This is a genomic window from Paracoccus albicereus (assembly GCF_024359525.1).
GTDB lineage: Bacteria > Pseudomonadota > Alphaproteobacteria > Rhodobacterales > Rhodobacteraceae > Paracoccus > Paracoccus albicereus.
The window spans coordinates 19122-30903 of sequence record NZ_JAKZEU010000010.1 but is presented as its reverse complement, the minus strand read 5'-3'; the positions used below and the strand labels follow the sequence as shown (position 1 = coordinate 30903).

10 protein-coding genes are annotated in these 11782 nt (G+C 63.2%); 6 read left to right on the top strand and 4 right to left on the bottom strand.

What is annotated here, in order from left to right; translation table 11 throughout:
• Positions 1-160: 160 nt before the first annotated feature.
• The 5 genes from MLD63_RS17625 (at position 161) to MLD63_RS17605 (ending at position 4023) form a co-directional block, all read left to right on the top strand.
• A complete protein-coding gene (locus MLD63_RS17625; protein ID WP_255331223.1) occupies positions 161-616 on the top strand; it encodes a DUF2924 domain-containing protein in 456 nt (151 codons plus the stop codon).
• Entirely contained in the window at positions 613-1938 is a 1326-nt protein-coding gene (locus MLD63_RS17620) for a recombinase family protein (protein WP_255331222.1), read from the top strand. Before MLD63_RS17625 ends, MLD63_RS17620 begins: the two co-directional genes overlap by 4 nt.
• On the top strand, positions 1935-2351 hold the full coding sequence (locus tag MLD63_RS17615; RefSeq protein ID WP_255331221.1) for a hypothetical protein: 417 nt from the start codon (positions 1935-1937) through the stop codon (positions 2349-2351). Before MLD63_RS17620 ends, MLD63_RS17615 begins: the two co-directional genes overlap by 4 nt.
• 149 nt (positions 2352-2500) lie before the next feature.
• Positions 2501-2794: a type II toxin-antitoxin system HigB family toxin gene (locus MLD63_RS17610; RefSeq protein WP_189381916.1), complete on the top strand. Its 294-nt coding sequence runs from the start codon at positions 2501-2503 to the stop codon at positions 2792-2794.
• 2 nt (positions 2795-2796) lie between these two features.
• The gene (locus MLD63_RS17605) at positions 2797-4023 is read left to right on the top strand and encodes an ImmA/IrrE family metallo-endopeptidase (RefSeq protein ID WP_255331220.1); all 1227 of its coding nucleotides are present in this window, start codon (positions 2797-2799) and stop codon (positions 4021-4023) included.
• Here the strand turns inward: MLD63_RS17605 and MLD63_RS17600 are convergent.
• The 4 genes from MLD63_RS17600 to MLD63_RS17585 all read right to left on the bottom strand — a co-directional run bounded on the left by MLD63_RS17600 (position 3954) and on the right by MLD63_RS17585 (position 9127).
• On the bottom strand, positions 3954-6182 hold the full coding sequence (locus MLD63_RS17600) for a DEAD/DEAH box helicase (protein ID WP_255331219.1): 2229 nt from the start codon (positions 6180-6182) through the stop codon (positions 3954-3956). The two genes, MLD63_RS17605 and MLD63_RS17600, sit on opposite strands and share 70 nt — an antisense overlap.
• Before the next feature lie 11 nt (positions 6183-6193).
• On the bottom strand, positions 6194-7630 hold the full coding sequence (locus MLD63_RS17595; RefSeq protein WP_255331218.1) for a site-specific DNA-methyltransferase: 1437 nt from the start codon (positions 7628-7630) through the stop codon (positions 6194-6196).
• A 120-nt stretch (positions 7631-7750) separates the two neighbouring features.
• Complete coding sequence (locus tag MLD63_RS17590) at positions 7751-7939, bottom strand: type II toxin-antitoxin system Phd/YefM family antitoxin (RefSeq protein ID WP_255331217.1); 189 nt, start codon at positions 7937-7939, stop codon at positions 7751-7753.
• A 486-nt stretch (positions 7940-8425) separates the two neighbouring features.
• Positions 8426-9127 carry a VIT1/CCC1 transporter family protein gene (locus MLD63_RS17585; protein ID WP_255331216.1) on the bottom strand — a complete coding sequence of 234 codons (702 nt, stop codon included), beginning with the start codon at positions 9125-9127 and terminating at the stop codon, positions 8426-8428.
• A gap of 247 nt (positions 9128-9374) precedes the next feature.
• Between MLD63_RS17585 and MLD63_RS17575 the strand changes: the two genes are divergently transcribed.
• Positions 9375-11693 (top strand): heavy metal translocating P-type ATPase, encoded by a 2319-nt coding sequence (locus tag MLD63_RS17575; RefSeq protein ID WP_439957691.1) that lies wholly within the window; start codon positions 9375-9377, stop codon positions 11691-11693.
• Positions 11694-11782 lie beyond the last annotated feature (89 nt).

Below are 11782 nucleotides of genomic sequence, written 5' to 3'. Positions count from 1 at the left end.
CACTCGAACGCCGTGCCGAGCTGTGCCGTCTTCTGGCACTAGGGCTCGTTCGGTTGCGGCTGCGGGAGGCAAGCGAACGATGTGACGATCTTGGAGAAAGTTCCCTACACTATCCGCCCGACCGATGCCGTCATGCACCTCCAACTCAACGGAGAACCGCATGAACAAGCCCGATCCCATCCCCGCGCGCGTCGCCGCGCTGAAGACCACGCCGACGCCCGACCTGAAACAGCAGTGGCGCGACCTGTTCGACACCGAGCCGCCGCCATTCAACCGCCGCTACCTAGAGAGCAGGCTGGCCTACCGTATCCAGGAACTGGCCTATGGCGGGTTGAAGCCCGAGACGATCCAGCGGCTGGAGCGGCTGGGCGAGGAACTCGACGGCGGCGAAAAGAAGAAGCGCGGCATACGTCTCGACCGCGACCGCCCGATCACCGGCACGCGGCTGCTGCGCGAGTGGCAAGGCGTCGAGCAGATCGTCACCGTCACCGCCGATGGCTTTGAATGGCAGGGGCGGCCCTACAAGTCGCTGTCCGCCATTGCGCGCGCCATCACCGGCACGCGCTGGAACGGCTGGGTGTTCTTCGGACTCAGGAACCACAGGGGGCGGAGATGACGAAGCCGCCCGACAATTCCAAGGTCGTCCGCAAGCTGCGGTGCGCCGTCTACACCCGGAAATCGTCCGAGGAAGGGCTGGAACAGGAGTTCAACTCGCTCCATGCGCAGCGCGAAGCCTGCGAGGCGTTCATCGCCAGCCAGCGATCCGAGGGCTGGGTGCTGGTCCGCGATCAGTTTGACGATGGCGGCATTTCGGGCGGCACGCTAGAAAGGCCCGGCCTAAAGCGGCTGCTGGAGGATATCGAGGACGGGCTGGTCGATGTCGTCGTGGTCTACAAGATCGACCGCCTGTCGCGCTCGCTCGCCGACTTCGCCAAGCTGGTCGAGGTGTTTGACCGCAACGGCGTGACCTTCGTCAGCGTGACGCAGAGCTTCAACACGACCACATCCATGGGGCGGCTGACGCTGAACATCCTGCTGTCCTTCGCGCAGTTCGAGCGCGAGGTCACGGCCGAGAGGATCCGCGACAAGTTTGCGGCCAGTCGAAAGAAGGGCATGTGGATGGGTGGTGTGCCGCCCTACGGCTATCGGGTCGAGAACCGGAAGCTGGTGGTCGACGAAGAAACCGCTGCGCATGTGCGCTGGATCTTCGGCCGCTTCCTCGAGATCGGGTCCTGCACGGAACTGGCGCGGGAGGTCGGCACGCGCGGCCTCCGGACGCCGCGCGGCAACCGAATCGACAAGAAATACATCTATCGGATGCTCAGCAACCGCGCCTACATCGGTGACGCGGTCCACAAAGGCGAAAGCTATCCCGGTGAGCACGACGCGATCATCGACCGCGAAGCGTGGGATCGCGTCCACGCCATCCTGCAGGAAAGCCCCCGCAAGCGCGCCGCCCGGACTCGCGCCGACACGCCCGCGCTGCTGAAGGGACTACTCTTCGGTCCCGATGGCGCCGCGTTCTCGCCGACCCATACTCGCAAGGGCGACAGGCTCTACCGCTACTACGTCAGCCAGACAGTGCTGAAGCACGGTGCCGGGTCATGCCCCGTGGGCCGGGTGCCAGCAGGGGAGATCGAGGCCGCGGTCATCGACCAACTCCGTGCAGTATTCCGCCAGCCGGAGATCGTGGCGGGGACGTGGAAAGTTGCACGCGTCCATGCCGACGGCATCACCGAATCCGACGCCCGCGCGGCCCTGCAACAGCTCGATCCGCTGTGGGACGAACTGTTCCCCGCCGAGCAGACACGCATCGTGACATTGCTGGTTGAGCGCGTCGACATGCGCACAGACGGGTTGAACGTCCGGCTGCGCGTCGATGGGCTGAGCGGCCTCGCGCGCGAGATGCTGTCCGGCGGGATCGGAGCAGCGGCATGATCCGCGCGACGGCGGTCCCCGAGACGGTCACAATCCACGTGCCATTCCGCATTGTGAAGCGCGGCGGGCGGAAAGAGATGCACATGCCCGACGGTGCCGCGCTACCGCGAAGCACCGACAGCACGCTGGTCAAGGCTCTGGCCCGCGCGTTCCGGTGGAAACGGATGCTGGAGTCGGGGGAGTTCGCCACCATCGGCGAACTGGCAGAGCGCGAGGGGATTGCTGTGTCCTATCTGACCCGCGTGCTGCGTCTGACGCTGCTCGCGCCGGACATTGTGGAGGCAATCCTGGATGGGACGCAGGAGCCTGATCGTACGCTGTCGCAGCTGCTCGAAACCCTTCCAACTGACTGGCAATCGCAGCGGCGTGGTCACTACCGACCTGGGTCCGCAACGGACCTAGCCCGAAGCTAAGTTTCTCGGACCCCGCTCTCCTTCCTCATCGTGCGATTGCACGGGTTGGGCTGACAGAGGTTGCCAGCACGACAGGCAGTACCTATGTGTTCCCTCACAGGGATCGTATAGCATTGACAGACCGAGGGATCGCTGTATAAACGTGATAAATGAGAATCATCGCCCGGCCCAAGCTAATCGCTTTCGGGGAGCGCTTTCCAGATGCGAAGGTGCAGATCGACGTCTGGTGGGCTGAGGCAAGGCGAGCAGAATGGAAAACGCCAGCAGACATCAAGGCCCAGTACCGCAGCGCAAGCATTCTCAAAGGTGGGCGTGTGGTCTTCAACATCTGCGGCAACAAATATCGCCTGATCTTGAAGTTCGATTACGAGAAGGGGATAGGGTTTGTCCGTTTTTTAGGGACACACAAGGAGTATGACGAGATCAACGCGGAGGAAGTGTGATGATGAGCGAACATCGTATTCGGCCAATTCATTCTGAGCAGGACTACGCAGCCGCTCTCGCCCGCGTTGAAATGCTCATGGATATGGGTCGTTCTCCCGCGGAGGATGACGAACTCGACGTGCTCGCGACTCTCGTCGAAGTCTACGAAGACCGGCGTTTTCCAATGGATGCGCCCAATCCCGTAGAAGCGATCAAATTTCGCATGCAACAGCTTGGGATGAGCCAAAGTGACCTAGCCCCGATCTTCGGAAGCCGGGCCAAGACTTCTGAGATTTTGAGCGGTAAGCGCGATCTGACTCTGAAGATGATCCGCGCACTGCATGAGCATCTGGGCATTCCCGCTGAAGTGTTGATCCGGGATGGGGGAAGCCTGCCAAAGGCTCCACCGGGTATTGAGCTCGATCACTTCCCGATCGCGGAGATGGCGAAGCGAGGCTGGATCAAGAAGACTGCGGACATGAAGGATCGCACGGAGGAAATCGTGCGTGCGCTGATAGCGTGCGCCGGCGGACCGAATGCTCTTCCACAGGCGCTCTTTCGCCAAGGTGGCGGCGCTCGCGCGAACGCCAAGTCGGATGTGCATGCCCTGCAAGCGTGGTGCCTCCATATCCTCTGCGTGGCACGCCGTGCTGGGCTTGCGGGCGTCTACAAAACCGGGACTATCGACCGTGTTTTCATGCGAGAGCTCGCTCGGCTAAGTACTTTCGACGAAGGCCCGAAACTGGCCCAAGAAAAGCTCGCGAAGCACGGTATCGCCCTTGTCGTCGCAGCCCACCTGCCGAAGACCTATCTCGACGGCGCCGCGATGTGGACCGTCGACAAGGTTCCCGTCGTCGGAATGACGATCCGTTATGACCGCCTGGACAACTTCTGGTTCTGCCTGCTGCACGAACTTGCGCACATCGGTCGCCATTTCCCAGATGGAGACGGCGAGATCTTCATTGACGATCTTCAGCTTCGCGAGCGCAACCATGAGCGCGATGACGAGCGTGAACGCGAAGCTGACGAGTGGGCGCAGGAGGCGTTGATTCCGTCAGAGCTTTGGGACGAGCATCCGGCGCGTGTCAGCCCGAGCGTTCAGAACGTCCTCTCGCTAGCGCGGAAGGCCGACGTGCACCCCGCCATCGTTGCCGGGCGCATCCGTCATGAGATGCACAACTATCGGCTTCTTTCGCAATTCGTCGGCACGAATGAAGTGAGACCGCTGCTGATGGAGGATGCCGCATAAAGATTAAGCGGGGCGCCCGGCAAGGCACCCCGCTTTTCACTACACGTCGGAAGACGGATGGCGGCGAGCTTCTCGCGGACCTTGCGGGCGAGGATGAACTTGCACCGCATCAGCGCTGCGATGTGCATGCCGCGTGTGGTGATCAGGTGGCCGACCAGGTCGCGCAGCCAGCGCAGCAGTTCGCTCTGATGGATGTCCGCCTGGCGCACCTGCCGGTCGAGCCAGAGCACCAGCGCCTCCGGTGTCCACCCTTCGACATCGACGTCGAGCGCCAGTTGTTCTTCTTCGTCCGCGAACTGGTAGGTGATGCGGTTGCCGTCGAGGTCGATCTCGAAACTGCGCGCCGTCTCGCGGATCGCGAACTCGCCTTCACCCAGTCTCGACGAGTGGTCGAGCAGCGACCAGTCGTGGAACTCCATGAACACGTCCGTGTCAGCGAACTCGAACTCGCCCTGGATCTCGGAGACCAGGCGAGGGACCTCGAACGTCTCGCCCTGTTCTGCAGGCGATAGCTGGTCCTTCACTTCGACGCGATACTTGGTGACGGCCGCCGAGAACCCAGTTCGTTCGGTCTCGGGGAGGGCCTCGACGATTGCCCTTTCGAGGCCGCCGTCAACACGGCCCGTCACGGCAATCTCGACCTTCCCATCATCGGTTTCGCGAATGCTCACCCCTTCGCGCTTCTTCAGTTCGGCAACCACCTCAGGCGTCGCTGTCACCGTGTGCTTGAACGTCGGCTTCGGCTTTTCGCGCGGGCCGAACAGGCCGGTATCGGCATCGAGCGACGTCTGCGCCGGTTCGATGTTGTCTCGAGCTTCATCCTCCTCGAAGCCCATAGCCACCAGCTTGTCGGCCAGCGACCGAGCCGCCTCGCCGAACGACGGCTCCGACAGGAACGCATAGGCGCGGTTCAGATCCTCGGCCTTCCGGCGCTTGGCATAAGGCATCCGAAGGACGCGCCCCAGCAACTGCTCGACGTCCACCGCGCTCTGGATCCGCGAGACCGAGCAGAACGCATAGGCGAAGGAACAATCCCAGCCCTCCTTCAGCGCCTCGACGGTGATGACGTATTCGATCGGGCATTTGGGATCGAACAGGTTGATGCCATCCAGTTCGCGCTGATCGCCGGTGGCCACGGCGATCTTGTGCTCGGGGATCTGCTCGACCTCCATCAGGTGCTTCTTCAGCACCTCGACCGTCACCTCCTGGTTCTTGGGCTGCGCCTGGAACAGGACGATGGGTCGGATGTACGACGTGTCCTTCTCGGCTTCCTCAGCCAGCGACGCTCGCGACGCGATCGCGCCATTCACGGCGTTCTGCCAGGTGTCGTGCTCGGACAGCATGATCGGCAGCTTGATCATCTCCTCGAGCTTCAGCTCCTGCGCCGTGACACTGTGCAGGATGTTCGAGTTGAGCCGCGGCGTCGCCGTGAACTCGATGATCGCCGACGGATCGACCCGCGCCTGCATCTCGCGCGTCAGGCCGGTGACCGCGTTGTGCGCCTCGTCCACGATCATCAACGGCCGGTGGACATGCATCAGATTGGCGAAGGAGAACTTCACGCCGCCGCCTTCCAGCTTTTCCAGCCCCGGCAGGCTTTTGGGCAGCGCCGTGAAGTGCGGCTCCATGTTCTCGTTGTGGGAGTAGACCTTGCGGCCCTCGGTGTTCGACACGCGCAGGGTCTGGATCGTGCCCACGACGATGCAGCAGTGGTCGCGGATGTCGTGCGGGCGGATATGCGTGAAGTCCGCGATGTCGAACACGCGCACCCGGCCGTCGAAGGCCTCGTCCAGCGCCTGCCGATAGGGGTGGCGAGCGTTCTTCAGCGCCTCGGCCGTCTGAAGCCGGATCGTGTTCGACGGCACCAGCCACAGGACCATCGGATAGTCCTTCTCCACCCAGGCGTCGCGCGCGATGCCAATGGAATGGGCGCCGAGGATCGTCTTGCCGCCCCCGGTGGGCAGGCGCAGGCAGACATAGGGAACGGCCGGCAGTTCGGCGAGCGGCGTGTAGGTGCCGCCGTACCGGCCGAGACGCTTGGCCTGGTCCGGCTCCCTGGTGATCGCCTCGTACGCGCCCTTCGGGCCCGCCACGCGCGCCTCTTCGAAGAAGCGGCGGAGAACGGAGAGAGTATCGGTCTGGTATTGCTTCAGTTTCATCAGATGCCCCCTCAGGCTCGCGCTTTGACGTCGTAGGGCGTCTGCTTGAAGGTGATGCGCTCGCGGTCGAGCGTCGCGGGCGTCAGCCGGGATTGTTCGCCATAGACGGTCAGCGGGCCGTCGAAGTCCGGTGCCAGCTTGGCGATATCCTCACGGATCAGGGCGAGGGTCGCGCGGGTCAGCACGTTGCCGCCGCCCGGCCTCTTGTCGCCGAGGATGCCGTTGTAGAGCAGCGCATGGGCGCGGCCGTCCTCGATACCGAGCAGCGGGCTGTCGCCACTGCCATCCCACGGTCGGTCGGTCTCCGAGAACCAGATATGGGCCGCCAGCACCGGGAAGCGGATGTCCTGCCGGATGTGGCCTTCCTCGTCGAAGACGGGCGGGCCGAGGCGATAGAAGCGGAAACCGCCACCGCCTTTCCAGCCTGCACTTCCCGATATTCCGCCCTGTTCGCCGTCGATCACCTTCTGGAGGCGCGGCGCGCAGTGCGTGCGGGCGTGTTCCCCCATCTCGATGCCGATGTAGCGACGGCCCATCTTGTGAGCGACAGCCGCTGTCGTGCCAGAGCCGAGGAAGGAGTCGAGAACGAGGTCGCCGGGATTGGTCGCAATCCGAAGGATTCGCTCGATCAGTCGTTCGGGCTTCGGAGTTCCAAAGCTCACATCTGATCCGAAAAGTTCGTTGGCTTCCTTCTTCGACTCGTCGGTATGGCCGGCATCAGAATGCGGCCACCAAGTCCAAGGCACCAGCCCTTCCACTTCTGAGAGAAAGCGAATGACGCTCGGCTGGGAGTCCCCATTCTTCCCCCAATAAATCCGGTTGGCCGCCTTCAACTTGAGAAATTCTGGTTCGATCATCGACCAACATCTTCCCTCCGGCGGTCGATGAACGCGACCCGAGGGCGCAACGATTTCATACATCTGGTTGGGTCGGTAGCCTTGAGCCGTCATTGGCAGCCCGCGCCAGCGCTTCCTTGGGTCGGTTTCGCTGCGATTGTCCGGGTTTTTGTAGATCTTTGCTTGTTCCTCGTTGAGCGGCACGCGGTTCCTGACCTTCTTGAATAGTTCAGGCTCCTGAGCGTAGACAGTCACGTATTCATGCGCATCGCCGATAGAACCACGGTTCTCTCGCGAATATCGCTTCTGCCAAACATTATTCGCGATGAACCGTGAACGCCCGAACACCTCGTCCATGATGACCTTGAGGTAGTGACCCTCGTGATCGTCGATGGAAACCCAGATCGAGCCATCCTCGGCCAGAAGATCGCGGAGCAGTTCCAGCCGGGGCCAAATCATGGCCAGCCACTGCGTGTGCTCGAGGTTGTCGTCGTATTGCTCGAAGGCGGAGCGCGTGTTGTAGGGCGGGTCGATATAGATGCATTTCACCCGACCGGCATAGAAGGGCAGCAACGCCTTCAGCGCTTCCAGGTTGTCGCCCTGGATCAGCATGTTGCCCGCGCCACCGTCGCCCGCCGACAAATCCGGGACTTCCTCCAGCAGGCGATAGGGCACGTGCTGTGCCGTGCGAATGTCCTCGTCCCGTGTCAGCCAGTTCAGTATCGGCATGCGCTACCGCTCGTCCTCTCGTTTCTTGCCGGAGGGTTCTATGGTCCGGCCGGTCAGCCGCTGGTACTCCTCGACCGCAAGGACGACGACCACCGGGCGCCCATGCTTCTCGACCACCACAGGCTCGGCCCGCGCCTCGTCGATCAACTGGCCGAAGTGATGCTTGGCCTCACGGGCAGACACGGCCTTCATTGGCCCCTCCTGATTTGTGGTCAGAATGGTCACAACGCAGCGATGAGGTCAACGACCCGCGGAAATGCGATCGCTAGATCAGGGAGTTCGACGCCAGTGGCATTTCGCTCGAATGGAACTGGGATCGGAGTCCGCGCGGACACAGGCAAAAATGGCTTATAGAACAGACGCTTGAATGTTTTTCACCAAAACTGCGCAGTCAACAGGTCCGGAGAATATCGGCCCTGAGAGACCGCTTCGAGGCCTCCTGGCAGCGGGGCCGGTTAACAGCCGCTCCCGCATAACCCTTGAAAACAACGGAAAAATCCGGCCGAAGCCGGATCGGGAGAACGCTTTCGCGAGGGCAAGTGGCGGAGGGGATGGGCCTGACGTCCAACCTTCTCCGATTTAAACCATTGAAGTCATAGTGTCCGTTGGATGCCAGTGGCGACTTCCAGAACTTGCTTTGACCCCGTCGTGCCATCCCCACCAGAAACTCCCACCTGCCTAGCCGACAGTCACACCGAAGAGCATCCCCACCGCTGCTGTCGCGGCCATGGCAAGCGCGCCCCAGAAGGTAACGCGGACGGCTCCCTTGACGATGCCCGCACCTCCGGCTGAGGCACCGAGTCCTCCCAGCACGGAAAGCGCGATCAAAGTAGTTACCGCGACCATGAGAGTGATCTGCATGGCAGGAACGAGCGCCGCAATGATGAGCGGGATGACCGCCCCCACGGCGAAGGTCGCCGCCGACACCAGAGCAGCCTGGATCGGATGCGCGGTGACCGTTTCCGAGATTCCGAGTTCGTCACGTGAATGAGCGCCAAGCGCGTCCTTCTCGGTTAGCTGGATCGCGACCTGACGGGCGAGGCCTTCATCAAGCCCCCGCCCGACATAGATGCGTATGAGCTCCTCCAGCTCCGCCTCGGGCGTATCGTTCAGTTCCCGTGTCTCGCGCGCGATGTCAGCATGTTCCGCATCGGTCTGCGAACTGACCGAGACGTATTCGCCGGCCGCCATAGACATCGCTCCGGCGACGAGGCCGGCAAGTCCGGCGATCAGAATTTCGGGCCGACCAGATCCTGCCGCGGCGACCCCGACAACTAAGCTTGCAGTTGAAACGAGGCCGTCATTCGCCCCGAGAACAGCAGCGCGTAACCAGCCGATGCGATGCACCATGTGGATTTCTGAATGCGACAGACGACTCATCAGAGAAAACCTTTCCAAGCCGCAATCTCGCGCATGCGTTACTATAGCGGTTTATTGTGGCGATGTCCGACCGGCTTCGCGGTGCACTCCTCGGTCACGGTACCATCTGCCCTTGACCTTCCAGTCACGGGAAGGAGCACATTGAACTCGAAGGCCGTGCATTGGCCTTCGCGCGGCGCGTCCGCAGAAGGAGAACGCCATGTCGACCGCCGATCCCCACGCAGGTCACGCCCACACCGATGACGAAATGCCGACGCACCATGATGCGCCTGCTACTGGCTCGACGGCCATCGACCCTGTCTGCGGCATGACGGTGAGCCTGAAGCCGGACACCCGCACCGAGAGATTCGGCGGAAAGGACTTCCATTTCTGCTCGGGCAAATGCCAATCGAAGTTCAAGGCGGATCCGTGGTTCTATGCCTCGGGCCGCGCCGCTGGCCGCAATAAGGCTGCTCCGGCCAACGTCCAGTACACCTGCCCGATGCATCCGGAGATCGTTCGCGATGCACCGGGGTCCTGCCCCATCTGCGGCATGGCGCTGGAGCCGATGCTGCCCTCGGATGAGCCCAGCGAGGAACTGACCGACTTCACACGCCGGATGTGGATCTCGGCCGCCGCGGCAGTGCCGCTAATCATCCTGACGATGGGCGAGCTCGTCGCCTTGCCGGTGCGCGACTGGATCGGGCACCAGACGGCAAGCTACCTCGAGTTCGTGCTGGCGACGCCGATCGTCCTTTGGGCGGCGCTTCCGTTCTTCAGACGCGGCTGGGACTCGGTCTTGAACCGATCGCCGAACATGTGGACGCTGATCAGCCTCGGCGTTGGAGCGGCCTATCTCTATTCATTGGTTGCCACGTTCCTGCCAGATGTTTTTCCGGAGCAGTACCGGATGGGCCACGGCGTCGGCACCTATTTCGAGGCGGCGGTGGTGATCGTCACGCTGATCTTTGTTGGCCAGGTTCTTGAGTTGCGGGCGCGCGAGCGCACCGGGGATGCCATCCGCGCGCTGCTCGATCTTGCGCCCAAGACCGCTCGACGCATCCTGCCGGACGGCACCGAATACGACGCCCCGCTGGAGAACATCATGGAGGGCGACCGGCTGCGGGTGCGTCCCGGTGATGCGGTGCCCCTGGACGCGACGGTGATCGACGGCCGCTCATCTCTGGACGAGAGCATGCTGACCGGCGAGTCCATGCCCGTCGAAAAGGGTCCGGGTGATTCTGTGACCGGAGCCACGATCAACAAGAACGGCTCTCTGGTGATCGAGGCGGGCAAGGTCGGCGCCGACACCGTGCTGGCGCAGATCGTCGCGATGGTGTCGAACGCGCGGCGGTCCCGCGCGCCGATCCAGGGACTGGCCGACCGGGTGTCGGCGGTATTCGTTCCGACGGTCGTGGTCATCGCCATCATAGCTTTCATCGTCTGGATGATCTTTGGCCCGGATCCCGCGCTGGTCTTCGCCATCGCCTCGGCGGTTTCGGTGTTGATCATCGCCTGTCCGTGCGCGCTCGGGCTGGCGACGCCCATCTCAATCACCACTGCGGCAGGGCGAGGCGCGCAGGCGGGCGTGCTGATCAAGGACGCCGAGGCGCTGGAGCGCATGGCGGCTGTAGACACGCTGATCGTCGACAAAACCGGCACGCTGACCATGGGCAAGCCGAAGCTGACGGACACCGTGGCGCTGGCGGGCATCACCGAAACCGACCTGCTGTCGCTGGCGGCCGCACTCGAACGCGGCTCGGAGCACCCGCTGGCGGAGGCGATCGTCGAAGGGGCGGAAGCGCAGGGAGCCCCGCGTCTGGAAGCGACCGACTTCGACGCCGTCACCGGCAAGGGCGTGCGTGGCAGTGTCGGGGGACGCGCCGTGGCGCTCGGCAATGCCGCGATGATGCGGGAGATGGAGCTGGTAACGAGTGCGGCCGAGGCGGAGGCGGACACGCTACGCGCCGAAGGTAAGACGGCGATGTTCGTGGCGGTCGATGGCGCGCTTGCCGGGATCGTGGCGGTGGCCGACCCGATCAAGGACAGCACCGCGCAGGCGATAAGGGAACTGCACGCGCAGGGTTTACGCGTGATCATGGCCACCGGCGACAACGAGCGCACGGCGCAGGCGGTGGCGGGGAGGCTCGGCATCGACGAGGTGCGCGCGGGCGTGCTGCCCGAGGCCAAGAAGGACCTCATCGACCAGCTGCGCCGGGACGGCCACAAGATCGCCATGGCGGGCGATGGGGTGAACGACGCGCCCGCTCTCGCGGCGGCCGATGTCGGCATCGCCATGGGCACGGGGGCCGATGTGGCGATGGAAAGCGCCGGCATCACCCTGCTGCGCGGCGACCTGATGGGCATTGTCCGCGCGCGCAAGCTGGCTCGCGCCACCCTGCGCAACATCAAGCAGAACCTGTTGTTTGCCTTCGCCTACAACGCCCTTGGCGTGCCGGTCGCGGCCGGCCTGCTTTATCCTCTGACCGGACTATTGCTGTCCCCGATGATCGCGGCGGCGGCGATGAGCCTGTCGTCCGTCTCGGTGATCACGAACGCGCTGCGACTGCGTCGGGTCGAGCTGTGAAGGGGTGACGATGTCCGAAGAACCGAACCACTGGGAGGGCGTTTACCGAAGCAAGGAGAGGCCAAGATCAACTGGTTCGAGGACCCTCC

Bases quoted from the DNA above. Each gene is read 5' to 3' on its own strand.
- MLD63_RS17585 (WP_255331216.1), bottom strand. From the start codon at position 9,127: ATGAGTCGTCTGTCGCATTCAGAAATCCACATGGTGCATCGCATCGGC.
- MLD63_RS17625 (WP_255331223.1), top strand. From the start codon at position 161: ATGAACAAGCCCGATCCCATCCCCGCGCGCGTCGCCGCGCTGAAGACC.
- MLD63_RS17590 (WP_255331217.1), bottom strand. From the start codon at position 7,939: ATGAAGGCCGTGTCTGCCCGTGAGGCCAAGCATCACTTCGGCCAGTTG.
- MLD63_RS17610 (WP_189381916.1), top strand. From the start codon at position 2,501: ATGAGAATCATCGCCCGGCCCAAGCTAATCGCTTTCGGGGAGCGCTTT.
- MLD63_RS17595 (WP_255331218.1), bottom strand. From the start codon at position 7,630: ATGCTGATCCAGGGCGACAACCTGGAAGCGCTGAAGGCGTTGCTGCCC.
- MLD63_RS17615 (WP_255331221.1), top strand. From the start codon at position 1,935: ATGATCCGCGCGACGGCGGTCCCCGAGACGGTCACAATCCACGTGCCA.
- MLD63_RS17600 (WP_255331219.1), bottom strand. From the start codon at position 6,182: ATGAAACTGAAGCAATACCAGACCGATACTCTCTCCGTTCTCCGCCGC.
- MLD63_RS17575 (WP_439957691.1), top strand. From the start codon at position 9,375: ATGCCGACGCACCATGATGCGCCTGCTACTGGCTCGACGGCCATCGAC.
- MLD63_RS17620 (WP_255331222.1), top strand. From the start codon at position 613: ATGACGAAGCCGCCCGACAATTCCAAGGTCGTCCGCAAGCTGCGGTGC.
- MLD63_RS17605 (WP_255331220.1), top strand. From the start codon at position 2,797: ATGAGCGAACATCGTATTCGGCCAATTCATTCTGAGCAGGACTACGCA.